This window comes from Rhizobium sp. B21/90, from assembly GCF_019355815.1.
Taxonomy (GTDB): Bacteria; Pseudomonadota; Alphaproteobacteria; order Rhizobiales; family Rhizobiaceae; genus Rhizobium; species Rhizobium rhododendri.
Genome location: NZ_CP072162.1, coordinates 2,346,161 through 2,372,490, shown reverse-complemented (window position 1 = coordinate 2,372,490; position 26,330 = coordinate 2,346,161). Strand labels below are relative to the sequence as shown.

General features: G+C 61.2%; 25 protein-coding genes. 22 read left to right on the top strand and 3 right to left on the bottom strand.

The features are described from left to right. Positions 1-156 precede the first annotated feature (156 nt). Positions 157-2,616, top strand: coding sequence for a ComEC/Rec2 family competence protein (locus J5278_RS11255; RefSeq protein WP_209183668.1), 2,460 nt, complete (start codon positions 157-159; stop codon positions 2,614-2,616). On the opposite strand, the gene lexA is transcribed toward J5278_RS11255, so the two are convergent. Continuing rightward, positions 2,597-3,316: a transcriptional repressor LexA gene (gene lexA, locus J5278_RS11250; RefSeq protein WP_142822553.1), complete on the bottom strand. Its 720-nt coding sequence runs from the start codon at positions 3,314-3,316 to the stop codon at positions 2,597-2,599. The two genes, J5278_RS11255 and lexA, sit on opposite strands and share 20 nt — an antisense overlap. A gap of 165 nt (positions 3,317-3,481) precedes the next feature. Here lexA and J5278_RS11245 point away from each other — a divergent pair, with 165 nt between their 5' ends. From J5278_RS11245 to J5278_RS11175, 15 genes are all read left to right on the top strand, one after another. Continuing rightward, a complete protein-coding gene (locus J5278_RS11245) occupies positions 3,482-4,366 on the top strand; it encodes a VOC family protein (RefSeq protein WP_209183669.1) in 885 nt (294 codons plus the stop codon). Beyond that, the gene (gene kdsA, locus J5278_RS11240) at positions 4,363-5,208 is read left to right on the top strand and encodes a 3-deoxy-8-phosphooctulonate synthase (protein WP_209183670.1); all 846 of its coding nucleotides are present in this window, start codon (positions 4,363-4,365) and stop codon (positions 5,206-5,208) included. Before J5278_RS11245 ends, kdsA begins: the two co-directional genes overlap by 4 nt. A gap of 147 nt (positions 5,209-5,355) precedes the next feature. Further along, complete coding sequence (eno, locus tag J5278_RS11235; RefSeq protein ID WP_142822558.1) at positions 5,356-6,630, top strand: phosphopyruvate hydratase; 1,275 nt, start codon at positions 5,356-5,358, stop codon at positions 6,628-6,630. 135 nt (positions 6,631-6,765) lie between these two features. Further along, positions 6,766-7,077, top strand: a complete 312-nt coding sequence (locus J5278_RS11230; RefSeq protein ID WP_111215546.1) for a septum formation initiator family protein — start codon at positions 6,766-6,768, stop codon at positions 7,075-7,077. 157 nt (positions 7,078-7,234) lie between these two features. Then, positions 7,235-8,275, top strand: coding sequence for a pyruvate dehydrogenase (acetyl-transferring) E1 component subunit alpha (gene pdhA, locus J5278_RS11225; RefSeq protein WP_142822560.1), 1,041 nt, complete (start codon positions 7,235-7,237; stop codon positions 8,273-8,275). Positions 8,276-8,290: 15 nt separating this feature from the next. Next, a complete protein-coding gene (locus J5278_RS11220) occupies positions 8,291-9,724 on the top strand; it encodes a pyruvate dehydrogenase complex E1 component subunit beta (RefSeq protein ID WP_209183671.1) in 1,434 nt (477 codons plus the stop codon). A 15-nt stretch (positions 9,725-9,739) separates the two neighbouring features. Then, a complete protein-coding gene (locus J5278_RS11215; protein ID WP_209183672.1) occupies positions 9,740-11,089 on the top strand; it encodes a pyruvate dehydrogenase complex dihydrolipoamide acetyltransferase in 1,350 nt (449 codons plus the stop codon). A 120-nt stretch (positions 11,090-11,209) separates the two neighbouring features. Further along, positions 11,210-11,368 carry a hypothetical protein gene (locus J5278_RS11210; protein WP_209183673.1) on the top strand — a complete coding sequence of 53 codons (159 nt, stop codon included), beginning with the start codon at positions 11,210-11,212 and terminating at the stop codon, positions 11,366-11,368. A 130-nt stretch (positions 11,369-11,498) separates the two neighbouring features. Beyond that, positions 11,499-12,137, top strand: coding sequence for an SGNH/GDSL hydrolase family protein (locus tag J5278_RS11205; protein WP_209184110.1), 639 nt, complete (start codon positions 11,499-11,501; stop codon positions 12,135-12,137). A gap of 68 nt (positions 12,138-12,205) precedes the next feature. Continuing rightward, positions 12,206-13,654: a dihydrolipoyl dehydrogenase gene (gene lpdA / locus J5278_RS11200; RefSeq protein WP_209183674.1), complete on the top strand. Its 1,449-nt coding sequence runs from the start codon at positions 12,206-12,208 to the stop codon at positions 13,652-13,654. Positions 13,655-13,706: 52 nt separating this feature from the next. Further along, positions 13,707-13,961, top strand: coding sequence for a GlsB/YeaQ/YmgE family stress response membrane protein (locus tag J5278_RS11195; protein ID WP_142822569.1), 255 nt, complete (start codon positions 13,707-13,709; stop codon positions 13,959-13,961). A 12-nt stretch (positions 13,962-13,973) separates the two neighbouring features. Continuing rightward, positions 13,974-14,222: a GlsB/YeaQ/YmgE family stress response membrane protein gene (locus J5278_RS11190; RefSeq protein ID WP_111215561.1), complete on the top strand. Its 249-nt coding sequence runs from the start codon at positions 13,974-13,976 to the stop codon at positions 14,220-14,222. A 30-nt stretch (positions 14,223-14,252) separates the two neighbouring features. Next, positions 14,253-15,224, top strand: a complete 972-nt coding sequence (lipA, locus tag J5278_RS11185; protein ID WP_209183675.1) for a lipoyl synthase — start codon at positions 14,253-14,255, stop codon at positions 15,222-15,224. 167 nt (positions 15,225-15,391) lie between these two features. Continuing rightward, entirely contained in the window at positions 15,392-15,985 is a 594-nt protein-coding gene (locus J5278_RS11180; protein WP_209183676.1) for an AAA family ATPase, read from the top strand. A 9-nt stretch (positions 15,986-15,994) separates the two neighbouring features. Next, the gene (locus J5278_RS11175; protein ID WP_142822573.1) at positions 15,995-16,441 is read left to right on the top strand and encodes a type II toxin-antitoxin system RatA family toxin; all 447 of its coding nucleotides are present in this window, start codon (positions 15,995-15,997) and stop codon (positions 16,439-16,441) included. Here J5278_RS11175 and J5278_RS11170 read toward each other — a convergent pair. Then, on the bottom strand, positions 16,432-16,932 hold the full coding sequence (locus J5278_RS11170; RefSeq protein ID WP_209183677.1) for a CinA family protein: 501 nt from the start codon (positions 16,930-16,932) through the stop codon (positions 16,432-16,434). The genes J5278_RS11175 and J5278_RS11170 overlap by 10 nt on opposite strands. Then, a complete protein-coding gene (locus tag J5278_RS11165; protein ID WP_209183678.1) occupies positions 16,929-18,137 on the bottom strand; it encodes a bifunctional 2-C-methyl-D-erythritol 4-phosphate cytidylyltransferase/2-C-methyl-D-erythritol 2,4-cyclodiphosphate synthase in 1,209 nt (402 codons plus the stop codon). The genes J5278_RS11170 and J5278_RS11165 overlap by 4 nt, the downstream gene beginning before the upstream one ends. A 249-nt stretch (positions 18,138-18,386) precedes the next feature. Here J5278_RS11165 and dusB point away from each other — a divergent pair, with 249 nt between their 5' ends. The 6 genes from dusB to hfq all read left to right on the top strand — a co-directional run bounded on the left by dusB (position 18,387) and on the right by hfq (position 26,321). Further along, the gene (dusB, locus tag J5278_RS11160) at positions 18,387-19,307 is read left to right on the top strand and encodes a tRNA dihydrouridine synthase DusB (RefSeq protein WP_374108557.1); all 921 of its coding nucleotides are present in this window, start codon (positions 18,387-18,389) and stop codon (positions 19,305-19,307) included. Then, positions 19,304-20,452, top strand: a complete 1,149-nt coding sequence (locus J5278_RS11155; RefSeq protein ID WP_142822581.1) for a nitrogen regulation protein NR(II) — start codon at positions 19,304-19,306, stop codon at positions 20,450-20,452. The genes dusB and J5278_RS11155 overlap by 4 nt, the downstream gene beginning before the upstream one ends. Continuing rightward, positions 20,449-21,900, top strand: a complete 1,452-nt coding sequence (gene ntrC / locus J5278_RS11150) for a nitrogen regulation protein NR(I) (RefSeq protein ID WP_142822582.1) — start codon at positions 20,449-20,451, stop codon at positions 21,898-21,900. Before J5278_RS11155 ends, ntrC begins: the two co-directional genes overlap by 4 nt. A 273-nt stretch (positions 21,901-22,173) precedes the next feature. Beyond that, positions 22,174-24,447 (top strand): PAS domain-containing sensor histidine kinase, encoded by a 2,274-nt coding sequence (locus J5278_RS11145; RefSeq protein ID WP_209183680.1) that lies wholly within the window; start codon positions 22,174-22,176, stop codon positions 24,445-24,447. Further along, positions 24,437-25,801: a sigma-54 dependent transcriptional regulator gene (locus J5278_RS11140; RefSeq protein WP_111215576.1), complete on the top strand. Its 1,365-nt coding sequence runs from the start codon at positions 24,437-24,439 to the stop codon at positions 25,799-25,801. The genes J5278_RS11145 and J5278_RS11140 overlap by 11 nt, the downstream gene beginning before the upstream one ends. A 277-nt stretch (positions 25,802-26,078) precedes the next feature. Then, the gene (gene hfq, locus J5278_RS11135; protein ID WP_003539403.1) at positions 26,079-26,321 is read left to right on the top strand and encodes an RNA chaperone Hfq; all 243 of its coding nucleotides are present in this window, start codon (positions 26,079-26,081) and stop codon (positions 26,319-26,321) included. The last annotated feature ends 9 nt before the right edge of the window (positions 26,322-26,330 follow it).

Here is a 26,330-nt window from a genome sequence, read left to right as displayed (position 1 = left end):
CTCCGCCATGACTGCGATGCCTTTAAAGCCCGATCTGCGGCATTCCAGAAGCGACGTTCCCGCGGGACGCATTTCAATCGATTTCAGTTGAATTGTTCGAGCAAAGGTTGCAAAAATACCCTGGGCTTGAAGATTGCGAGCGGGGCTGACTGGCGAATGGCAGAGTTGGACGCGCGCGAGAGGCAAGGTCATCGCCAGGTATTTCTCGGCCTCGCCGAGCGTTCGCGCGCTACTGTCAACGCCGTTGCCAAGCTTGGACGGATGCCTGCCCGCACGCAACACGCCGTGCCGTGGCCGAAGCGCGCTGCCCTTTCGCTCAACGGGTGGCGAATCGCAACCGCGGGGATGATTGCCGAAGAGGCCGCCCACGGTCGCGCAATGCTGTTTGCGCCCGTCTACATCGGCTGCGGAGCCATAATCTGGTTCGAGCTTCCGGGCAATCCGCCGGTGACGGGCATTGCGGCGGTCTTCCTGGTGCTCGCCGCCGTCTGCCTCCTGAAACACAATCTGAGCCCAACGTTGCGGCATCTGGCGTTCGCAGCGGCGCTGGGCCTGCTCGGCATGCTTCTCGCTGAATGGGAGACATGGCGAGCGTCGACGATCATGCTGGACTCGCCCGTGACTACCACCATCACCGGTCAGGTTCAGCGCCGCGAAGTGGACGACAAAGGGCGGTGGCGCTACGTGCTGGATCTGCTGGCGACAGACGCGCCTGTCGTTCGGCGGCCACCGGAGCAGATATCCCTTCTCGTGCGCGGCCAGGATGTACCGTTCGAACTCGGAGATGTGGTTGAGGGCAGGGCCCGGTTGAGCCCGCCAGCCGGCCCGGCGCTGCCCGGCCTCCACGATTTTGCCTTCACTGCCTATTTCGAAGGCACCGGTGCCAACGGTTTCTTCTACGGTACGCCGCAACTGATGATGGCCAGCGTCGATGACACCAGCGAGCGAACGACGCTCCAAAGGACCGACCGCTGGCTGACTGGGCTGCGCGGCCATATCGGCGACCGAATCCGCTCGATCCTGCCCGGCGACACCGGCGCCTTCGCGGCTTCGCTGGTCAACGACGAACGTCGGGCGATTTCGCCTGAAACGACGGATGCCCTAAGAGTGTCCGGCCTCGCTCATATCATTGCCATCTCGGGACTGAATATGGCTTTGTCGGCCGGTATCTTCTATGTCGGCCTCCGGCATGCACTGAGCCTGTTTCCCGGATTGGCGCAGGCTTTTCCGACCAAGAAAATTGCAGCCATCGGTGCGCTGATCACCGTCACCGCCTATTATTTCATTTCCGGCTTCGGTGTATCGGCCGAACGGGCCTTCATCATGATGGCGATCATGCTGGTCGCGGTGCTGTTCGACAGACCATCCTTCAGCCTGCGCAATGTCGCCCTTTCGGCTATCGCCATTCTAGTGCTCTCGCCGTCGCAGATCCTCGGCCCGAGTTTCCAGATGTCCTATGCGGCGACCATCGCCCTTGTATCCGGCTATTCGCTATGGAAGCGACGTCCGCCCCGCGAGCGGCGGTTTGCTGCTTTCCGGGCACCGATGCCGGTGCTGGCGGTCAGCCGCTTCTTCACCGGCATCGCCATGACGTCGTTCATCGGCGGCGCGTCGACGGCAATCTTCTCGATCGAACACTTTCACCGGCTGGCGACCTATGGCCTCGTTGCCAATCTCGCCGCCATGCCGGTGGTGTCATTCATCGTCATGCCGGTCGGCATGCTTGCCATGCTGATGATGCCCTTCGGCCTCGACGGCGTGTTCTGGCTTGTCACCGGTTGGGGACTTGATATCGTCATGGTCATCGCAAAGACGGTGGCTGCATGGGGCGGCAATGTGCCCTTCGCGCGCCTGCCTAGCGGACTTTTCCCGACCATCATTGCCGGCTTCATGCTGATGACGGTGCTGCGAACGCCCATGCGCCATGCCGGCGCGTTGCTGATTGCGGCCTCGGTGACTTTTGCCGCCTTCCAACCGTCTCTCCAGAAATCGGAACTGCTGATTTCGGAGGATGGCGAACTGGTCGCCATGTTCCGGCAGGGGAGACTCGAGCGCAATCGTGAGCGCCCCCCGGATTTCATCTATCAGCAATGGCAGCGAGCCCTGCCGGTGTCAGAGGATACGCCGCCGCAAATGCTGCCGCCGGACAACTCGACCCCGCCCCATTCCGTTCGTGGCCGCCCCTCGACCCGTATGGATGCGGAGCATCAGGCCACATTGCGATCAGCAATGGAAACTGCTCTGGACAATGCGGTCGACGGCGGGTTTGCCTGCCATGGTCGCGATTGGTGCGTTGCCATGCTCGAGACGGGCGCGATGCTGGTGACTATCTCCGATGCGGCTTATCTGGGGCCGGCCTGCGATACCGCCGACATTGTCATCACGCCGGTCAAACTTCGCCTTGATCTCTGTCGGTCCGGTGCAGTGCTCTACACCGGCGCATCGCTACGCAAAACAGGTTCCATCGAGGTCAACTTGATATCTCCTGAGCCAAAGTTCATCACCGCGTTCAGCGCCCTTGACCGTCCATGGGAGAGGCATCGAGCCTATGACTGGCGAAAGCCGGCCTTCACCGGTACCGATGCCACGTCACCGGTCAGTGATACCGGCGGATAAGTCCGACAAGTCGCCCCTGGATCTTTACCCTGTCCGGGCCGAAGATGCGGGTCTCGTAAGCCGGATTGGCTGCCTCGAGTGCAATGGAGGCACCCTTGCGCCTAAAGCGCTTGAGCGTTGCTTCCTCGTCATCGACGAGGGCGACAATAATGTCGCCGGGGCTCGCCGTACTGGCATTGCGGATGATGACCGTATCGCCGTCGAAGATGCCGGCCTCGATCATCGAATCGCCTCGCACTTCGAGCGCGTAATGCTCGCCGGCGCCGACCATATCGGCGGGGACCATGATGTCGTGGGTGTTGTTCTGGATCGCGGCGATGGGAACACCGGCGGCGATGCGGCCCATGACCGGCAGCGAGACGGAGCCGCTGCGGTCGTCGACTGCGGGCTTTGTCGGCGCTGCGGCGACCGCCGGCGTCTTGCCAAGGCTGCCTTCGATGACGCTCGGCGAAAAGCCGCGCCGTGGCTGCGCATTCGGGTTATAGGCCTCGGGAAGCTTGATGACCTCGATGGCACGCGCCCGGTTCGGCAGGCGGCGAATGAAGCCGCGTTCCTCCAGTGCCGTGATCAGCCTATGGATACCCGATTTCGACGCCAGATCCAGCGCGTCCTTCATTTCATCGAAAGAAGGCGGCACGCCGGACTCTTTCATTCGTTCGTGAATGAAGAGAAGCAGTTCCTGTTGCTTGCGCGTCAACATCGTTTTTCGTGCTCCAAGTGCGAAACAAAGCCAGAACGGACACTATATGTTCCATATGTGTTCCGCAAGTGACTAAATCTTTGTGAACGCCGTTGGAATAATCGCATTTTTGGAAGATCATGTCGCGCTGCCGTCGCTGACGGCTTCGCAGGGTGGAGACAAACCATGACAGCAGCCTATCCAATCGACCATCTGGTCCTGCCGACCTGCGATATAGCCTCTGCGCGCCAGCGGCTGAGCAAGCTTGGCTTCACTGTCGCTGCCGATGCACGGCATCCCTTTGGTACTGAAAATGCTTGCGTTTTCTTCGCCGACAAGACCTATCTCGAGCCACTCGGCATTGCCAGTCTCTCGGAGTGCGAGGCGTCGGCGCTGGCCGGCAATGTCTTCGTCGCGCGCGACCAGGCTTTCCGGTTTCGCGTCGGCGACGATGGTTTTTCCTCCATTGCCTTCGCAACCGGCAATGCTGAAAGCGACCAGCAGCGCTTTCGCGACCGCGGGGTCTCGGCCGGCAAGATCCTCGAGTTCGAAAGGCCGATGCGCATGCCGGACGGGTCCGAATCGATTGCCGGCTTTCGCCTTGCTTTCGCCGCAGATTTGCGTGCCCCGGATTTCTTCGTTTTCACCTGCGAGCGCATTAATGCGATGCCGACGGATCGCAGCGCGCTGGAGAGGCATCCGAACGGCGTTCTCGGCATTTCGCGCATTGTGCTGTCCTGCGCCAGCCCGGAGGCGTTTTCCGGGCTCATCAGCCAAGTTGGCAATGGTGCCGCAATCGCTCCGCATTCCTTTGGCATCACAGCATCGGCAGCCAATGTGGAAATCGACATCTTGAGCGGCGAGGGGATGGAGGCCTTCTATGAGGCGGCGCCATCCGGTGAAGATGCGGGCCTGCGGGGGCGGGCAATCGTCTTTGCGGTTCGCGATCTTTCCGTGACAGAAGCGCATTTGGCTGGTAACGGCGTGACCTACACACGCAAGAGCAACACTATTCTGGTGAAGGCCGCTCCCGGGCAGGGGGCATTGTTTGCCTTCGAGGAGACAGCATGAGCCATTCGACAAATTCGGACGTGGTCGCCGGCGAAGGCCCCGGCAAGGTCACTTTCTCCAACAGCAAGCGCCTCTCGCTGATTGCCGGTCCCTGCCAGATGGAGAGCCGCGATCATGCCTTCACGATAGCCGGCAAGCTCAAGGAACTCTGCGCCTCGCTTGGCATCGGGCTCGTCTACAAGTCGTCCTTCGACAAGGCCAACCGCACATCCCTGTCCGCCCAGCGTGGCCTTGGGCTGGAAGCGGCTCTGGAGATCTTCGGCGAGCTGAAGAAGGAATACGGTTTCCCGGTGCTCACCGACATCCACACGGAGGAGCAGTGCGCCCTTGTCGCCAAGACCGTGGATGTCCTGCAGATCCCGGCCTTCCTGTCACGCCAGACCGATCTTCTGGTCGCTGCCGCCAGGACCGGCCGCATCATCAACGTCAAGAAGGGTCAGTTCCTCGCCCCCTGGGACATGAAGAACGTGCTGGCCAAGCTTAACGACAGCGGTAACCCGAACATCCTGCTCTGTGAACGCGGCGCATCCTTCGGCTACAACACGCTGGTCTCCGACATGCGCTCGCTGCCGATCATGGCGGCGATGGGCGCTCCGGTGATCTTCGATGCTACCCACTCCGTGCAGCAGCCCGGCGGCCAGGGCGGGTCCTCCGGGGGCCAGCGCGAATTCGTGGAAACCCTTGCCCGCGCGGCCGTTGCCGTCGGCGTCGCCGGCGTGTTTATCGAAACCCACGAGGACCCCGACCATGCGCCGTCCGATGGCCCCAACATGGTGCATCTGAAAGATATGCCGAAGCTGCTCGAAAAGCTGCTGGCATTCGACGCCATCGCCAAGGCCTAGCATCTGCGGGAGCGTTCAACAGGCTGACATGATCTTGGTTTAGTCGGCTATGACGTTCCCTCATTCGAAGCGCGTGATGGCATTGTAATTGTCACGCCTTCGATTTAGAGATTTCAATCGATTATAACCAGCGAGCAGGAACCAGCCATGACCGCAATCACCGACATTATCGCCCGCGAGATTCTCGACAGCCGCGGCAACCCGACTGTCGAAGTCGACGTATATCTGGAAGACGGCAGCATGGGTCGCGCCGCAGTCCCGTCGGGCGCCTCGACAGGTGCCCACGAGGCAGTCGAATTGCGCGATGGTGGCTCGCGTTACCACGGCAAGGGCGTCGAAAAGGCTGTAGAAGCCGTCGATACCGAGATTTTTGAGGCCATCGGCGGTCTCGATGCTGAAAACCAGATCCAGATCGACAACCTGATGATCGAGCTGGATGGCACGGCCAACAAGTCCCGCCTCGGCGCCAACGCCATCCTCGGCGTATCGCTCGCCGTCGCCAAGGCCGCCGCCCAGAGCGCCGACCTGCCGCTCTATCGCTATGTCGGCGGCGCCTATGCCAGCCTTCTGCCTGTGCCGATGATGAACATCATCAACGGCGGTGCCCATGCCGACAACCCGATCGACTTCCAGGAATTCATGATTCTCCCCGTCGGTGCAGAAACCTTCTCCGATGCCGTCCGCATGGGCTCCGAAGTTTTTCACGTGCTGAAGAAGGAACTGTCGGCCCAGGGTCACAACACCAATGTCGGCGACGAAGGCGGTTTCGCACCGGGCCTGAAAAGCGCGCCGGAAGCCCTGGACTTCATCATGAAGTCGATCGAGAAGGCCGGCTATCGTCCCGGCGAAGACATCTACCTCGGCCTCGATTGTGCTGCGACAGAGTTCTTCAAGGACGGCAAGTACGTTCTCGAAGGCGAAGGTCGCACGCTGGAGCCGGGCGCCATGGCTGAATACCTTGCCGAACTCGCTGCCAAGTACCCGATCCTGTCGATCGAAGACGGCATGTCCGAAGACGATTGGGAAGGCTGGAAGACGCTGACAGAGCTGGCCGGCAAGACCACCCAGCTGGTCGGCGACGATCTGTTCGTTACCAATTCCTCGCGCCTTCGCGACGGTATCAAGATGGGCGTTGCCAACTCGATCCTCGTCAAGGTCAACCAGATCGGCACGCTGACCGAAACGCTCGACGCCGTCGAAACGGCCCACAAGGCCGGCTATACAGCCGTCATGTCGCACCGCTCTGGCGAAACCGAGGATTCGACGATTGCCGATCTCGCGGTCGCCACCAACTGCGGTCAGATCAAGACCGGCTCGCTGTCGCGCTCGGACCGTCTTGCCAAGTACAACCAGCTGATCCGCATCGAGGAAATGCTCGGTCCGCAGGCCCGCTACGCCGGCACGTCCATCCTGCGCGGCTGATACCAGACGCATTCGCTTTTCTACCAACCGCGCCTTCGGGCGCGGTTTTTTAGTCGATCTCGCAACACGGTCAACGGACGGTTAATCTCTGCCGTCTAGTGTCGCTCACACGGGTACAGCGTATGGGCAAACGGCATGTGGACAAAATATCATAAGAAGAAGCGGCTTGGTCACCTGGTGCTTCCAGCCATCACCGTCGCCTTCGTATCCTATTTCGGCTACCACTGCGTCCATGGCGATTACGGCCTGCGGGCGACCGAAGTATTCGAGCAACAGCGACTGGCCCGCTCCAAGGATCTGGCCGATCTCGTTGCCAAGCGACAGCACCTCGAAAAGGAGGTTGCCCTGCTCAGCGACGGATCGCTCGACAAGGACATGCTTGATGAAAAGGCCCGTTACCAGCTCGATTATTCCAAGGCCGACGAAATCGTCATCTTCAACAAATAGCGCGATTAACTGAATTTCAGTTAATCGGAGATTTTATTTATTTTTCAGTGACTTATATCGAATACTAGCCATGCGTTTATGGCATTGCTGCATCTGTTAATCTTCCCTATGTTACGCGTCACCATTGATCGATGCTTATCACACAGGGGAGGGTTGAATGGCGCCGAAAATCGCGTCCGTTTCCAACCGGAAAACGTCCAAGTCAGCACGTGTTGAAACCAACGGCGGTCCTATAGCCGATTTCGATCGCGACGAAGAGCTGAAAGCCTACCGCGAAATGCTGCTCATCCGGCGCTTCGAGGAAAAGGCCGGACAGTTGTACGGCATGGGGTTCATCGGCGGATTCTGTCACCTCTACATCGGCCAGGAAGCTGTCGTCGTCGGCATGCAGATGGCCCAGAAGGAAGGCGATCAGGTCATTACGGCCTATCGCGACCACGGCCACATGCTCGCTTGCGGCATGGAAGCGCGTGGTGTCATGGCCGAGCTGACTGGTCGCAGCAGCGGCTATTCGCACGGCAAGGGCGGCTCGATGCACATGTTCTCGAAAGAGAAGCATTTCTACGGCGGTCACGGTATCGTCGGTGCGCAGGTTTCGCTCGGCACCGGGCTCGCTTTCGCCAACAAATACCGTGGTAATGACAGCGTCTCGGTCGCCTATTTCGGCGACGGTGCGGCCAACCAGGGCCAGGTCTACGAGAGCTTCAACATGGCTGCTCTCTGGAAGCTGCCGATCGTCTATATCATCGAGAACAACCACTACGCCATGGGCACGTCCTCTGCCCGCGCGACGGCGCAGTCCAACTACTCGCTGCGCGGTTCGGGCTTCGGCATTCCCGGCATGCAGGTCGATGGCATGGATGTGCGCGCTGTCAAGGCGGCAGCCGACGAGGCGCTCCAGCATTGCCGTTCCGGCAAGGGCCCGATCATTCTCGAAATGCTGACCTACCGCTATCGCGGCCATTCGATGTCCGACCCGGCGAAGTATCGCTCCAAGGACGAAGTGCAGAAGATGCGCTCAGAACATGATCCGATCGAGCAGGTGCGCTTGCGCCTGGTCGGAAAAGGCTGGGCATCCGAAGACGATCTGAAGGCGATCGACAAGGATGTTCGCGATATCGTTGCCGACAGTGCCGATTTCGCCCAGTCCGAGCCGGAGCCGGATGCATCCGCGCTCTACACAGACATTCTGCTCTGATCGGGGAGGGAACACATGCCTATCGATATCCTGATGCCCGCCCTCTCTCCGACGATGGAAGAAGGCACACTGTCCAAATGGCTGAAGAAGGAAGGTGACAAGGTCACTTCCGGCGACGTCATTGCCGAAATCGAAACCGACAAGGCGACGATGGAAGTCGAAGCCGTCGACGAAGGCACGATCGGCAAGCTCCTGGTCGCCGAAGGCACCCAGGGCGTGAAGGTCAACGCCAAAATCGCGATCCTGCTTGCCGAGGGCGAAAGCGCCGACGCCATGAACGCTGGTGCGGACACCGAAAAGGCTGCAGCCCCCAAGGCCGATGCCGATACGCCGGCTGCGGCCAGCAACGACGCCGGCGGCAAGGCCCGCCAATCCGCCGATGAGCCGACGGCCCGCGCCGACAGCAAGGTGCCGGCCCAGCCAAAGGCTCATATCGCTGCCGATCCGGACATCCCGGCCGGCACCGAAATGGTCTCGACGACCGTACGCGACGCACTCCGCGACGCCATGGCCGAAGAAATGCGCGCTGACGATAACGTCTTTGTCATGGGCGAGGAAGTGGCCGAGTACCAGGGCGCGTACAAGGTGACGCAAGGGCTGCTGCAGGAATTCGGCGCCCGCCGCGTTATCGATACCCCGATCACCGAGCACGGCTTTGCCGGTATCGGCGTCGGTGCCGCCATGTCCGGTCTGAAGCCGATCGTCGAGTTCATGACGTTCAACTTCGCCATGCAGGCCATCGACCAGATCATCAACTCGGCTGCCAAGACGCTCTATATGTCCGGCGGCCAGATGGGTGCGCCGATCGTCTTCCGTGGCCCGAATGGTGCGGCTGCCCGCGTCGGTGCCCAGCATAGCCAGGATTATTCTGCCTGGTACAGCCAGATCCCTGGCCTCAAGGTCGTCATGCCGTACACGGCAGCCGACGCCAAGGGCCTGCTGAAGGCTGCGATTCGCGATCCGAACCCGGTGGTCTTCCTCGAGAACGAAATCCTCTATGGCCAGCATTTCGACGTGCCGAAGATGGATAACTTCGTTCTGCCGATCGGCAAGGCCCGTATCCACCGCACCGGCAAGGATGTGACGATCGTCTCGTTCGGCATCGGCATGACCTACGCGGTCAAGGCTGTCGCCGAACTCGAACAGCTCGGCATCGACGTCGAGCTGATCGATCTGCGCACGCTGCGTCCCATGGACCTGCCGACCGTCATCGAATCGGTGAAGAAGACCGGTCGCCTGGTCACCGTCGAGGAAGGCTATCCGCAGAACTCGGTCGGCACCGAAATCGCCACCCGCGTCATGCAGCAGGCTTTCGACTATCTCGATGCGCCGATCCTGACGATCGCCGGCAAGGACGTTCCGATGCCCTACGCCGCCAATCTCGAAAAGCTGGCCCTTCCGAACGTCGGCGAAGTCGTCGATGCGGTGAAAGCCGTCTGCTACAAATAAGGGGAAGGTCTTTCGATGCCTATCAACATCACCATGCCCGCCCTGTCGCCGACCATGGAAGAGGGTACGCTCTCCAAGTGGCTGGTCAAGGAAGGCGATCAGGTCAAGTCCGGCGACGTGCTGGCCGAGATTGAAACCGACAAGGCCACCATGGAAGTCGAGGCAATCGACGAGGGCACCGTTGCCAAGCTCGTCGTTGCCGCCGGTACCCAGGGCGTCAAGGTCAACGCGCTGATCGCCGTACTGGCCGCCGATGGCGAGGACGTCGGTGCTGCTGCGAGCGGTGCGGGGTCCGCAGCCCCGGCTGCAGCGTCCGCGCCGAAGTCGGAAGCTGCACCTGCCGCCAAGCCTGAGGAAGCCGTCAAGGCGGATGCGCCGGCCGTCGCGGCCGCAGCACCTGCTGCGCCGAAGGCCGCTCCTGCAGCTGCCAGCGGCGCCCGGACCTTCTCGTCGCCGCTTGCCCGTCGCCTGGCGAAGGAAGCCGGAATCGATGTGTCGGCAGTGGCCGGTTCCGGCCCGCATGGTCGCGTCGTCAAGAGCGATGTCGAAGCTGCGGTTGCCGGTGGTGGCGCCAAGGCGGCCTCCGCAACACCTGCATCGGCCCCAGCAGCAAGCACACCGAAGGGTGCGTCGGACGAAGCCGTCATGAAGCTGTTCGAAGCCGGCTCCTACGAGCTTGTGCCGCATGACAACATGCGCAAGATCATCGCCAAGCGTCTGGTTGAATCCAAGCAGACCATCCCGCATTTCTATGTCACGGTGGATTGCAATCTCGATGCCCTGATGGCGTTGCGCGCGCAGCTCAACGATGCCGCACCGCGCAAGGACAGCGCGCCGGCCTACAAGCTGTCGGTCAACGACATGATCATCAAGGCGATGGCACTTGCGCTCCGCGATGTCCCGGATGCCAACGTGTCGTGGACCGAGAACGCCATGGTCAAGCACAAGCACGTGGACGTCGGCGTCGCCGTCTCCATCCCGGGCGGCCTGATCACGCCGATCATCCGCAAGGCCGAGCTGAAGACGTTGTCTGCCATCTCCAACGAGATGAAGGACCTCGGCAAGCGGGCCAAGGAACGCAAGCTGAAGCCGGAAGAATTCCAGGGCGGCACGACGTCGGTCTCGAACATGGGCATGATGGGCGTCAAGGAATTTGCCGCCGTCATCAACCCGCCGCACTCGACCATCCTGGCCGTGGGCGCAGGCGAGCAGCGCGTCATCGTCAAGAAGGGCGAAATGGCGATCGCTACCGTGATGAGCGTCACGCTGTCGACCGATCATCGCAGCGTTGACGGTGCCCTCGGCGCCCAGCTTCTCGCCGCCTTCAAGGGCTACGTCGAGAACCCGATGGGCATGCTGGTTTAGCGAATTTCCGGCCGCAACATCGTTGCGGCCGTCTGCCGACCACGTCACAACAGGCCGTGACATTTGGCGCACTCATCTCCATATTTTGTCGAGGCGGCTTTGGCGCCAAGGAGACACGCGATGGCAGATGATCCGAAAGACATGGTTATGCCGATGCTGCGCGAGATCCGCGCTGAGATCCGAGATCAGTTTCAGGAAGTGAAAGAGCGGCTGGACAAGTTGGAGAGTGGACAAAAGACCGTTCGCCACGCTTTGAAGGCGGACACCATGATGTCGTGACTAGTCACTGGTGACTTTGAAGATCGGATATTCGAGCTCGAGCGCAAGGTCGAAGCTCTTACGAAGGGCAAGTGAAAATGGTTTTCGCATGGCCCGGACTGACATTGGGGAATGAAGCTCGATGAGCGCCATGAAAACTGTTCTTTGCTACGGCGACTCCCTGACCTGGGGCTACGATGCCGACACGCTCGGCCGTCATGAATTCGAAAACCGCTGGCCGAGCGTGCTGCAGGAAGCACTCGGCGGCAAGGTTCGCGTCATCGCGGAAGGTCTGAATGGCCGCACAACGGCCTTCGACGATCATTTGGCCGACGGCGATCGCAACGGAGCGCGAATCCTGCCGACCGTGCTCGAGACGCATGCGCCTATCGACCTCGTTGTTATCCTGCTCGGCACCAACGATATGAAGCCGGTGCTCGCCGGTTCGGCGTTTGCTGCCTGCCAGGGGATGGCGCGGCTCGTCGGGCTGATCCGGCACCATGACTGGGCGTTTGACTACGACGCCCCTGAAATACTGATCGTTGCGCCGCCGATCATCTGCGAAACGGCGAATGCCCCATTTGCCGCGATGTTTGCCGGCGGTGTGGAAGAATCGCCGAAGCTGGCGACGCTCTATCGCGACCTGGCGGACGAGATGGGCTGCGGCTTCTTCGACGGTGCCTCGGTTGCCGTCACGACACCGCTCGACGGTGTTCACCTCGACGTTGAAAATACCCGGGCACTCGGCCGCGGCCTTGAGCCGATGGTGCGGATGATGCTCGGGCTTTGATTGATCTCTGGCTGGCCCTGGTTTTCGTGCGGCCGGTAACGACAAGAAACGACAAGACAGGAATTAAAATGGCAGAGAACTACGACGTCATTATCATCGGCTCCGGCCCCGGCGGTTACGTGGCGGCGATACGCGCGGCCCAGCTCGGCCTCAAGACGGCGATCGTCGAGCGCGAGCATCTCGGCGGAATCTGCCTCAACTGGGGCTGTATCCCGACCAAGGCGCTGCTTCGCTCGGCCGAGGTGATGGACCACGCCAACCATTTCAAGGATTACGGCCTGGTGCTCGAAGGCACCGTCAAGCCGGACGTGACCGCAGTCGTCGCCCGTTCGCGCGGCGTTTCCGCGCGGCTGACCGGCGGCGTTGCCTTCCTCATGAAGAAGAACAAGATCGACGTCATCTGGGGTGAAGCGAAGATCACCAAGCCCGGCGAGATCGTCGTCACCAAGTCGAAGAAGCCTGCCGTGCAGCCGCAGAACCCGCTGCCGAAAAATATCAAGAGCGAAGACGGCACCTACAACGCCAAGCACATCATCGTCGCCACCGGCGCTCGTCCGCGTGCGTTGCCGGGCATCGAGCCGGACGGCAAGCTCATCTGGACCTATTTCGAGGCGATGAAGCCCCAGGCTCTGCCGAAGACGCTGCTCGTCATGGGCTCCGGCGCTATCGGCATCGAGTTCGCCAGCTTCTATCGTTCCATGGGCGTCGACGTCACCGTCGTCGAGGTCATGTCGTCGATCATGCCGGTCGAAGATGTCGAGATTTCCGCCATCGCCAAGAAGCAGCTCGAGAAGCGCGGCCTGAAGTTCATCCTCGACGCGAAGGTGACCAAGGTCGACAAAGCGGCAGACAGCATCACGGCCACCATCGAGACCAGGGATGGCAAGAGCCAGCAGATCACTGCCGACCGGATGATTTCGGCCGTCGGCGTCGTCGGCAATATCGACAATCTCGGCCTCGAAGCGCTCGGCGTGAAGACCGATCGCGGCTGTGTCGTCATCGACGGCTACGGCAAGACCAACGTCCCCGGCATCTATGCGATCGGCGATGTCGCGGGTCCTCCGATGCTTGCCCATAAGGCCGAGCATGAAGGCGTCGTCTGCGTCGAGAAGATCGCCGGACTGCCGAATGTCCACGCCACCGACAAGAGCAAGGTTCCCGGCTGCACCTACTGCAATCCGCAGGTGGCATCGGTCGGCCTTACAGAAGCCAAGGCCAAGGAACTCGGCCGCGACATCCGCGTCGGCCGCTTTCCTTTCGCTGCCAACGGCAAGGCCATTGCGCTCGGCGAAGACCAGGGGCTTTGCAAGGTCATCTTCGACAACAAGACGGGCGAATTGCTTGGGGCGCACATGGTCGGCGCCGAGGTCACCGAACTTATCCAGGGCTTCGTCATCGCAATGAACCTGGAGACGACGGAAGAAGAGCTCATGCACACCATCTTCCCGCATCCGACGGTATCGGAGACGATGAAGGAAGCATCGTTGGACGCCTACGGCCGCGCGCTGAACGCTTAATAGACCGCTAAGCCGCCCTCTATTGTAGCGGACCAATGCAAAGGAGATTATCATGTCAATTCTATCGCAGCCTTGGGTCGTATTCCTGCTGATCGGCCTCGTGGCCGGCTTCCTCGCCAGCCTCGTAGTCGGCGGCGGCGGTCTGCTCAGCTGCCTGCTGAGCGGCGTCATCGGTGCGTTCGTCGGTGGTTTTCTGTTTCACGCGCTGGGCATCTCGCTCGGCATCCAAAATCTGCTGGTTGTGCAGATCATTCATGCGACTGTCGGCGCCATCATTGTGGTGTTGCTGGCGCGAGCGATAGCCTGAGGCTAAGGGCAAATCATGGGCGTAGGTTGGATTGGCGCTATCATCATCGGCGGACTTGCCGGCTGGCTGGCCGGCAAGCTGATGGAAGCGCGTTATGGCATCCTCTTGAATATCGTGCTCGGCATCGTCGGATCGGTGGTGGCGAACGCCATCCTGACCCAGTTCCACATCGCCGTGGCAGACACACGCATGGGCTTTTTCATCACCGGTTTCCTCGGTGCCTGCATTCTGATATTTCTCGCCCGGCTCGTCCAGCGATAGGTTTGTCGCTATAGCGGCAGAAAGAACGTTATGGTCACGATTCTCGACACCATCAATCCATCGGCCTTGCGCATCCGCCACCCGGAGAAGGCCCACAAGCCCGATACCGAAGTGCTGCGCAAGCCGGACTGGATCCGCGTCAAGGCCCCGACCTCAAAGGGCTACGCGGAAACGCGCGCTATCGTCAAGGAACACAAGCTCGTCACCGTCTGCGAAGAGGCGGGCTGCCCCAACATTGGCGAGTGCTGGGACAAGAAGCACGCGACCTTCATGATCATGGGCGAGATTTGCACCCGCGCTTGTGCCTTCTGCAACGTCTCGACCGGCAAGCCGAATGCCCTCGACATGGCGGAGCCTGAAAACGTCGCCAAGGCCGTCAAGGAAATGGGCCTCAGCCACGTGGTCATCACGTCAGTCGACCGTGACGACCTCGCGGATGGCGGCGCCGAGCATTTCGAGAAGGTGATCTGGGCGATCCGCGCCTCGTCTCCGCTGACCACCATCGAGATCCTGACGCCTGACTTCCTGAAGAAGCCCGGTGCGTTGGAGCGGGTCGTCGCTGCCAAGCCCGACGTCTTCAACCACAACATGGAAACGGTGCCCGGCAATTACCTGACGGTCCGTCCTGGTGCACGCTATTTCCACTCCATCCGCCTGCTGCAGCGCGTCAAGGAGCTCGACCCGACGATGTTCACCAAGTCCGGCATCATGGTCGGCCTCGGCGAAGAGCGCAACGAAGTGCTGCAGTTGATGGACGACCTGCGCACTGCCGATGTCGACTTCCTGACCATCGGCCAGTATCTGCAGCCGACCCGCAAGCACCATGCCGTCATCAGCTTCGTCACGCCGGACGAGTTCAAGTCCTACGAGACAGTTGCCTACACCAAGGGCTTCCTGATGGTGGCGTCCAGCCCCCTGACACGATCCTCCCACCACGCCGGAGACGATTTCGCGCGACTTCGTGCGGCGCGCGAAAAAAAGGTCCTGATGGCGGCTGAGTAGGCGGCATTTCTGGAGTGAGCCTGTTCTTTCCGACCAACTGGGGTTCGGAATGGTGATCTCCCGCTGTCATCCGCCGGTCATCGAAGCGGTTTAGGGCGTCGTCCGCGAATAGCATCCCCGGTCTCTGAGGTTCGATGAGGGCAGGGCGATTAACGCGGAGGCAGGCGATGACTGCATTAACGAAGCCCGAGGCCCCGAACTACCTCACTGATATCACAGACGTGGCCGAGCGCATTGGAAAAGCCAGTCGCATCATGGTGATCGGTTGCTCCGGCGGCGGTAAATCGACCTTGTCGCAATATCTGGCCGTACGCTTCGGCCTCACCTATGTCTCGATCGATCGTGATATTCTCTGGCTCCCCGGCTGGGCTCAGCGCGACAAGCAGGAACAGCGGCGGCTGATGGCCGAAAAGGTGCAGGAGGACAGATGGGTCTTCGACGGTACCGGTCCCACCAGTTTTGACATCCGCCTGCCGCGCACCGATATCGTCATCTGGGTGCGCATGCCACGCCTTCTCTGCATCTGGGGGGTAACGTCGCGATGGCTGCGATGGCTTGGCCGGACGCGACCAGAGATGGCGCCTGGTTGTCCCGAGAAGCTCGATTGGGAGTTCCTGCGCTATGTCTGGACGTTCGACAATCGCTTTGCGCCCCTGGTGGTCGCTTCACTCGTCAAGAACGGACCCGATGTTCCCGTTTTCCAACTAAATTCGCGCCGCCAGATGCGCAGGCTTCTTGATCTTCTGGGTCCGCCCGCTTAATTGCCGCTCATGCCAAAGTTCGAAACCCACCGTCCCGTTCCCCATACGCCCGATCAGATGTTCGACCTCGTCGCCGATGTTGAGCGCTATCCGGAATTTCTGCCGCTCTGCAATGGCCTCGTGGTGCGCAGCCGCAAGGAGCGCGACGGCAAGACCTTGCTGGTTGCCGACATGACTGTGGGCTACAAGGCCATCCGCGAGACCTTCACCACACAGGTGCTGCTCAACCGGGCGGAGCACGCCATCGACGTCCAGTACATCGACGGTCCCTTCAAATATCTCGACAACCGCTGGCGCTTCCAGCCCGACGGAAACGGTGGCTGCACCATCGACTTCTTCATCGACTACGAATTCAAGAGCCGTATTCTCGGCGCGCTGATGGGGTCGATGTTCGACCGCGCCTTCCGCATGTTCACGGAGGCCTTCGAGACCCGGGCCGGCAAGATCTACGCCTGAGCCAGATCCAGCAGCATTTCCAGCGCAGTCGCCACCGTCGCAAGCCGTACGGCATCCCGACCGAGATCGCCATAGCGCATCTCACGATGAACGATCGCGCCGCTGCGGGCACGAGCGGCGAGGTGCACAAGCCCGATCGGCTTTTCGGCGGAGCCGCCGCCCGGACCGGCAATACCGGTGACGGCAACGGCAAGCGCTGCATGCGAGCGGAACAGGGCGCCCTGAACCATCTGTAGCGCGGTCTCTGCAGACACCGCGCCATAGGCCACAAGCGTCGCTTCCTGCACCCCGAGCATCTCCATCTTCGCGGTGTTGGTATATGTGACGAAGCCACGGTCTACCACTGCCGACGAACCGGCGACATCCGTGAGCGAGCCGGCAATCAGGCCGCCCGTACAGGATTCCGCAGTGGCCACCATGAAGCCACGCGACTTGCAAAGCGTGACAAGCCGGGCCGCGAGTGTTGCGACCGGATCGGTAAAGGTGCTCATGGCTTGTTGCTCCTGTAGACCACTGTCGCCGTTGCAATCGCCGCAATGCCCTCGCGGCGGCCGATAAAGCCGATTTCCTCGTTCGTGGTCGCCTTGACCGAGCAGCGGTCGAGACTGATGCCGAGGCATTCCGAGAGCTTCTGGCGCATTTCGAGCCGGTGCGGGCCGATCTTTGGCGCTTCGGCAATCAGCGTCACATCGGCGTTCATGATGGTCCCGCCCGCATCGCGGACGATCCTTGCCGCATGCTCGATGAAGATCCGCGACGCGGCTCCCCGCCACTGCGGGTCGCTTGGCGGGAAGTGATCGCCGATATCGCCGGCACCGCAGGTCGCTAGCAGGGCGTCTGTGAGGGCATGCAGCGCCACGTCGGCGTCCGAATGGCCTTTCAGCCGCTGGTCGTGGGGCAGGAATATGCCACAGAGAGTGACACCGTCGCCGGGCTCCAGTTGATGAACGTCGTAGCCGTTGCCGGTCCGCACGTCGGGAAGGTTTGCCGACATTCTCTCATCTGCCATGCTGATATCCCTTGCGATCGTCAGTTTGATGTTGTCCGGGCTGCCGGCCACGAGTTGGACCGGCAGGCCTGCCCATTCGGCAATCGATGCGTCGTCGGTGAAGTCCGATCTGCCGTCGAGAGCGGCCTTTTCATGGGCGGCAAGGATAGCGGTAAGCTCGAAGGCCTGCGGCGTCTGGGCAGCGTAGAGCCCGGCACGCGCAACGGTTTCAACCACCAGACCGACAGAGCCGAGCCGCTTCAGTGTATCGGCGACCTGTATCGCAGGCAGCACGGCCGAGGCGCCGTTTTCGAGCGCGGTCATGATCTCGTCGAGGAGGGTATGGTTAAAAAACGGGCGGACCGCATCGTGGATCAGCACATGGGTTACGTCGGCAGCCTTGAGCGACCTCAAACCCTCCAGCACGGATTGCTGGCGCGTCTCGCCGCCAAATACGGTTGAGACCGATGCCGCTTCGCTGATTCCCCCAAGCGCCTTCGCCAGCAGCCGTTCGTCATCGCGATGAATAACCACGACTATTTGCAAAGCCTGGCGCCACGTCATAAAGCCTTCAAGCGTATGGGCGATAATCGCCTTGCCGCCGATCGGACGATACTGCTTCGGCCCGTCTTCCGGTGAACCTGCCCGCTCGCCCCGCCCGGCCGCAACGACGATAATTCCGATCTTGATCGGTTGCTTTGCGTGCATTTGCGTCCTAAACCCCGGATTGTCAGTCAAGTTCTGAAAGCGGGTCTATCGTCTCCCCCCGGGCTTTTCCAGCATTTGCCCAAAAAATATCGAGCACCTCCGAAAGCGCTTGGCAAGCATCGTAATTGTGGCTAAAAATAGTGCAAATTCCTCGCGTGCCCGAAAGATAACCGATTGTCAGCCATCGACATTGCATCCCCTTTGTCCATCGGGCCTGTCCAGATTAGAAACCGGGTGGTGCTTGCGCCCATGTCCGGGGTCACGGATCTACCCTTTCGCCAACTGGCAATGCGCTTCGGTGCGGGCCTTGTCGTCACTGAAATGGTGGCGAGCCGCGAGCTCGTTCAGGACACGGCAGAATCCTGGTCGCGCCTCAGGCATGCAGGTCTAAAGCCCCATATGGTGCAACTGGCCGGTCGCGATGCCTACTGGCTGGCGGAGGCCGCAAAGATCGCTGCCGGAAACGGCGCAGATATCATCGACATCAACATGGGTTGCCCTGCCAAGAAGGTTATCGGCGGTTATGCAGGTTCGGCTTTGATGCGCGAGCCCGATCATGCTCTTGCGCTGATCGAGGCAACGGTCAACGCCGTCGACGTGCCGGTAACGCTGAAGATGCGCCTTGGATGGGACGAGAATTCCATCAATGCTCCCGATATCGCAAGGCGCGCCGAGCAGGCCGGCATCAAGCTCGTCACGATCCACGGTAGAACGCGCATGCAGTTCTATCAGGGACGCGCCGATTGGGATGCGATCCGCGCAGTGCGCGACGCTGTCTCCATTCCGCTGGTTGCAAACGGCGATGTCGAGACATCCGAGGACGTTGCCGAGATCCTCCGTCGCTCTGGCGCCGATGCCGTCATGGTGGGACGCGGATGCCAAGGGCGACCCTGGCACGCCGGTTTCCTTGCCGGCCATGCAGCCCCTTCGGCAAGCGAGATCGCCGACATCGCTGTAGACCATTATCACGCCATGCTCGAATTCCATGGTGCTCAGGTCGGCTTGCGTCATGCGCGCAAGCACCTGGGCTGGTATCTCGATCGCCATGCGCCGGCCTTCGACAAGTCGGCCATCATGACATCGACCGATGCAGGGCAGGTGGCATCGCTTTTACACGAGGCGCTGTCCGGTCAATCGGGCGGCTCCCAAATGACGCAGGAGGCAGCATGACTTCCGGGTCAAAACACGAGCCAGCCGGCCACACCGTTGCCATGGCGGTGCTCAACGCCATCCAGAACCCCGTCGTCATGGTTGACGAAGCCGGCCTGATGGTGTTTGCCAACTGGGAGGCCGAGGCATTCTTCGGCGCCAGTGCCTCGCATCTGGCGCGCTACAATATCTCGACCTTCATTCCTTTCGGCAGCCCGTTGATCGGACTGATCGACCAGGTGCGCGAACGCCGCGCGCCGGTCAGCGAATACCGCGTCGACCTGAGCTCGCCGCGCCTCGGCCAGGACAAGCTTGTCGACATCTACGTGGCGCCGGTGGTGAGCGAGCCCGGCTGCGTCGTGATTGTCTTCCAGGAACGCTCCATGGCCGACAAGATCGATCGTCAGCTGACGCACCGGGCTGCGGCCCGTTCCGTCACGGGTCTCGCCTCGATGCTCGCCCATGAAATCAAGAACCCGCTTTCCGGCATTCGCGGCGCCGCGCAGTTGCTCGAGCAATCGGCTGCGGATGACGACCGCGCCCTGACCCGGCTGATCTGCGACGAGACCGACCGGATCGTATCGCTCGTCGACCGCATGGAAGTGTTCTCCGACGAGCGACCGGTCGACCGGACGCCGGTCAATATCCACTCCGTGCTCGACCGGGTGAAGGCCGTCGCCAAGGCGGGCTTCGGGCGCAACATCAAGATCACCGAGAACTACGATCCGTCGTTGCCGGCCGTCTACGCCAACCGGGACCAGCTTGTGCAGGTCTTTCTCAACCTCATCAAGAACGCCGCTGAGGCCGTTGCCGACCGCCCCGATGGCGAGATCGTGCTGACCACCGCCTATCGACCGGGCATCCGGCTGTCGGTTGCCGGCTCGCGTGAAAAGATTTCGCTGCCACTGGAGTTCTGCGTCATCGACAATGGACCGGGCGTGCCGGCCGATCTGCTGCCGCACCTGTTCGATCCGTTCATCACCACCAAAACCAACGGCACCGGCCTCGGCCTTGCGCTGGTCGCCAAGATCATCGGCGATCACGGCGGCATCGTCGAATGCGACAGCCAGAACCACAAGACCACCTTCCGCGTTTTGATGCCGGCTTCCAAGGGTACCACTCCCGAAGACTCCCTTCCCGCGAACACCACAGGATCTTCCAGATGACTGCTACGATACTTGTCGCTGACGACGATGCGGCCATTCGCACAGTTCTCAACCAGGCCCTCAGCCGGGCAGGGTACGATGTGCGCATCACGTCCAATGCCGCCACGCTCTGGCGCTGGATTTCCGCCGGCGAGGGCGATCTTGTGGTCACCGACGTGGTGATGCCCGACGAGAACGCCTTCGACCTGCTGCCGCGCATTAAGAAGGCAAGGCCTGAGCTGCCTGTTCTGGTGATGAGCGCCCAGAATACGTTCATGACGGCGATCAAGGCCTCGGAGAAGGGGGCCTACGACTACCTGCCGAAGCCTTTCGACCTTACCGAACTGATCGCCATCATCGGCCGCGCGCTCGCCGAGCCGAAGCGTCGCCCGATGAAGATCGAGGACGACATGCAGGACGGAATGCCACTCGTCGGCCGTTCGGCGGCGATGCAGGAAATCTACCGGGTGCTCGCCCGCCTGATGCAGACCGACCTGACGCTGATGATCACCGGCGAATCGGGCACCGGCAAGGAACTCGTGGCCCGCGCGTTACACGACTACGGCAAGCGCCGAAACGGTCCCTTCGTCGCCATCAACATGGCGGCTATTCCGCGGGACCTGATCGAATCGGAACTGTTCGGCCATGAAAAGGGAGCCTTCACCGGCGCACAGAATCGCTCGACAGGTCGTTTCGAGCAGGCCGAAGGCGGCACGCTGTTCCTGGACGAAATCGGCGACATGCCGATGGATGCCCAGACCCGATTGCTGCGCGTTCTGCAGCAGGGCGAGTACACCACAGTCGGTGGTCGTACGCCGATCCGCACCGATGTTCGCATTGTCGCGGCCACCAACAAGGATCTGAAGCAGGCGATCAACCAGGGCGTTTTCCGCGAAGACCTGTATTACCGCCTCAACGTCGTGCCGCTGCGCCTGCCGCCGCTGCGCGACCGCGCCGAGGACATCCCCGATCTGGTCCGTCATTTCATCCAGCAGGCCGAAAAAGAAGGTCTCGGTACCAAGCGATTCGACACCGAAGCGCTGGAGCTGATGAAAGCCTATCCGTGGCCCGGCAACGTCCGCGAGCTGGAAAACCTCATACGACGCCTGATGGCGCTCTACCCGCAGGAAGTCATCACCCGCGAGATCATCGATTCGGAACTCCGCGCCGATGTCGCCGACAGCCCGATCGACAAGGGCCCGGTACGCACGGGAACGATGACCATCGCCCAGGCGGTGGAAGAAAACATGCGCGCCTATTTCACCAGCTTCGGCGATAACCTGCCACCGCCCGGCCTTTACGATCGCGTTCTCACGGAGCTCGAATATCCGCTGATTCTGGCCGCGCTGACGGCCACACGGGGTAACCAGATCAAGGCGGCCGATCTCCTTGGTCTCAACCGCAATACTTTGCGCAAGAAGATCCGGGAACTGGGCGTCTCCGTGTACCGCAGTTCGCGCACGGCTTGACAACCGCCTCGCAACCGTTGCATTTTCGCCACAATGCGTTGCTTAAAGGTCACGCAGCCGGTGGAGGATTTTCCGAGGCGGTCTTGCGACAATCGCAATGCATCGAAGCTGTCTGAAGGTTGATGCACTCACAGTGTGCCGACTCTTGGCGAACTCGACGTTGTGACGGGTGGGTTACCCTCCTGGTCGCAGATTGCCGAATGCTGTGTCCTGCAAACCCGGTTTATCCAGTGGGCCAAGCGCTTCCCAGCGCCGGTGCCGGGAGACGAATGTATGAACGAGGACGCTGTAGCGCCGTCTGCCAGCGGCCAGGCGATCGTCAAGGTCACCGACCGCCGTGCGAGCTTCGCCTTGCCCGGCCTGATACTGGCAGGCGGAGCCTTGCTCTGCGCCGGCGTGACGCTTTTCATATTGCTCGGCCTGACACCCGTTCCGCCCACCTCCCATGTCGTCGTCGCCTCCGTTATCGTCAATTCGCTTTTCGTCGCGGCGCTGATCATCCTGATCGGTCGCGAGGTCTTCCGGCTTTTCAAGGCGCGCAGCCGTGGTCGTGCCGCAGCCCGCCTGCATATCCGCATCGTCGTGCTATTCTCCATCGTCGCCATAACGCCCGCCATCCTCGTGGCGATATTTGCCAGCTTGACGCTGAATGTCGGCCTTGATCGTTGGTTCGCGTTACGAACCCAGCAGATCATCCGCTCGTCGCAGAACGTTGCGCAGGCTTATCTCATGGAAAATGCTAGCTACCTGCAGGGGCAGACCGCGTCGATGGGCAACGACCTCGAGCGCAACCACACGCTCTACAGCCTGGACAGGACGGGTTTTGCCGACCTGATGACCCGTCAGGCCAAAGGGCGCGGTCTCCTGGGCGCCTTCCTCGTCCGTGGCGACGGTTCGGCCATCGTCCAGGCAGACATCAAGACGGAGCGGCCGCTGCCGGCCATTCCCAAGGATGCGCTGGAAGCATCGGCCGGCGGACAGCCGACACTCATCCCCCCGGGTGTAACCAACCTCGTCGGTGCCATCATCAAACTGGACGAAATTCCGGGCGCGTTCCTCTACACCGTTCGCGCCGTCGATCCGCGCGTGATGAATGCCATGCGCATGGTCGAGGAAAATACGGCCGAATACAAAGGCATGGAAGAGGGCCGCATGTCCCTCCAGATTGCCTTTGCGGTCCTCTATATCGGCTTTGCCCTGATCGTCCTGCTGGCGGCAATCTGGACAGCAATCGCGGTCGCCGACCGTATCGTCCGGCCGATACGGCTGCTGATCAGCGCCGCCGACAACGTCGCCTCCGGCAACATGAACGTGCTCGTGCCGGTGCGCGCCGCCGATGGCGACGTCGGCAGCCTGTCGCGGACGTTCAACAAGATGATTTCCGAGATCCGCACCCAGCGTGACGAGATCCTCGAGGCAAAGGACGAGGTCGACGACCGTCGCCGCTTTATCGAGGCCGTGCTGTCGGGCGTTACCGCAGCCGTCATCGGCGTCGAGCACGATCGCCGCATTACCATCGTCAACCTTTCCGCAGAAGTGCTGCTGACGCTTTCGAGCAACGAACTGCTGGGCAAGAGCCTTGCCGAGATTGCCCCCGAGGTCGATCAGGTCGTGACGGAAGCGACCGCTCGCCATCGCAATGACTTCCGCAAGCAGATCAGCCTGGTGCGCGGTGGAACCGTCCGCACGTTGAGCGTCCAGGTGACGCGCGAGGAAACGCGCGACATGAAGGAGTCCTATGTCATCACGCTCGATGACATCACCGACCTCGTCATCGCCCAGCGATCGACGGCTTGGGCGGATGTCGCCCGCCGCATTGCCCACGAGATCAAGAACCCGCTGACGCCGATCCAGCTTTCCGCCGAGCGTATCCGCCGGCGCTACGGCAAGCAGATCGACGAGAACGACCGGGCGGTGTTCGACCAGTGCACAGATACGATCATTCGCCAGGTCGGCGACATCGGACGTATGGTCGACGAATTCTCCTCCTTTGCCCGCATGCCGAAGCCTACCATGGAGCCCACGGACCTGCGCAGCATCATCCGCGATGCAGCCTTCCTGCGGGAAATGGGCAACAACCATGTCAAGTTCAAACGCGAACTCGGCAGCGAGCCGCTGGTCGGCATGTTCGATACCCGGATGCTCGGACAGGCGTTCGGCAATATCATCAAGAATGCCGTCGAGGCGATCGATGCGGTTGGGGCCGGGGAAGAACGGGGCGAGCCGACCATCCTCGTCAGGGCGTCGCTGGATCGGGAGCGCGACCGCTTCACCGTCGATGTCATCGACAACGGCCGCGGCCTGCCGGTGGAAAACCGCCACAGCATCCTTGAGCCCTATATGACGATGCGGGAAAAGGGCACGGGCCTCGGCCTGGCAATCGTCAAGAAGATTATAGAAGACCATGGCGGGCAGCTCGAACTGCACGATGCTCCCGCCGAATTCGACCAGGGAAGGGGAGCCATGATCCGCGTGCATCTGCCACGCCGCGAACTGGCGACCATTGCTCCCGAGGCAAACGACAAGGAAGCAGCTTATGGCATCTGATATTCTGGTGGTGGACGACGAGGAAGACATTCGCGAGATTGTCTCCGGTATTCTCTCCGACGAGGGCCACGAGACCCGAACGGCGCATGACAGCGACAGTGCGCTTGCGACCATTGCCGAACGCGTGCCGCGGCTGATATTTCTCGATATCTGGATGCAGGGCAGCAAGCTCGACGGGCTGGCGCTGCTGGACGAGATCAAGATACGTCACCCGGATCTGCCGGTGGTGATGATCTCTGGTCACGGCAACGTCGAGACAGCCGTTTCCGCCATCAAGCGCGGTGCCTTCGACTTTATCGAGAAGCCCTTCAAGGCCGACCGTCTTATCCTGATCGCCGAGCGGGCGCTCGAAAACTCCAAGCTCAAGAAGGAAGTGGTCGACCTGAAGCGGCGCACAGGCGACACGATCGAGCTGATCGGTACTTCGGTCGCTGTGTCGCAGTTGCGCCAGACCATCGACAAGGTGGCGCCGACCAACAGCCGCGTCATGATCTTCGGCCCGTCCGGCTCCGGCAAGGAACTTGTCGCGCGCATGGTGCACAAGAAATCGACCCGTGCCAACGGCCCGTTCGTCGCCCTCAACGCGGCCAATATTACCCCGGACCGGATGGAAGTGGCGCTGTTCGGCACCGAAGGTTCGCCCGGGCAGGCGCGCAAGATCGGCGCCCTCGAGGAAGCCCATCGCGGCATGCTCTATCTGGACGAAGTCGGAGAAATGCCGCGCGAGACGCAGAACAAGATCCTCCGGGTTCTGGTCGATCAGCAGTTCGAGCGCGTCGGCGGCTCCAAGCGCGTCAAGGTCGATGTCCGTATCATTTCGTCGACGGCCTATAATCTCGAAAGCCGGATCGCCGAAAACCTGTTCCGCGAGGACCTCTATCACCGGCTGGCCGTGGTGCCCGTCCGCGTTCCGGCGCTTGCCGAGCGTCGCGAGGACATTCCGTTCCTGGTAGACCAGCTGATGCGGCAGATCTCCGAGCAGGCCGGCATCCGCCAGCGCCGCATCGGCGACGACGCCATGGCAGTGCTGCAGGCTCATGACTGGCCAGGCAATATTCGCCAGCTGCGCAACAACATCGAGCGGCTGATGATTCTCGCCCGCACCGACGGACCGGACACACCGATCACCGCCGAGATGCTGCCGACCGATCTGGGCGATATGCTGCCGAAGGTGTCGGCGCAGAACGACTATCACATCATGACGTTGCCACTGCGCGAGGCCCGCGAAATGTTCGAACGCGATTACCTGATCGCCCAGATCAACCGTTTTGGCGGCAACATCTCGCGGACTGCCGAGTTCGTCGGCATGGAGCGATCGGCGCTGCATCGCAAGCTGAAGTCGCTGGGCGTGTGAGTCGCCGGGCAGGCAGACGGTAGCCGGCTGGGCCACATGCTTCGAGGGAGAGATGTCTTTTTATCGGTCTCTGGCGGGATATATAAGCAATTGCCAGCGGTTAGGGAGGTGACATTGGCCGAAATTCCGGCATAGCCTTTTCGACATTGCGGAAAAGACTGCGATTTGATACCAAGATTTGCTGGAGGAGAGGCGAGGGTATCTCCTGCCGCATCCCATAGTCTATGATGATATTGCACCGGCCGAAATGGTCGGCAAGAAAGAAAGAAGCGGCGCCATGGCGGAACGTTCTCAGAATTTGCAGGACTTATTTCTCAATACGGTTCGCAAGCAAAAGATTTCACTGACGATTTTTTTGATTAACGGTGTAAAACTCACGGGCGTTGTTACGTCCTTCGACAATTTCTGCGTCCTGTTGCGTCGTGACGGCCATTCTCAGCTTGTCTACAAGCACGCTATCTCTACGATTATGCCAGGCCAGCCCATGCAGATGTTCGAAAGCGAAGAAGCCGCTTCCTGACTGCATCCC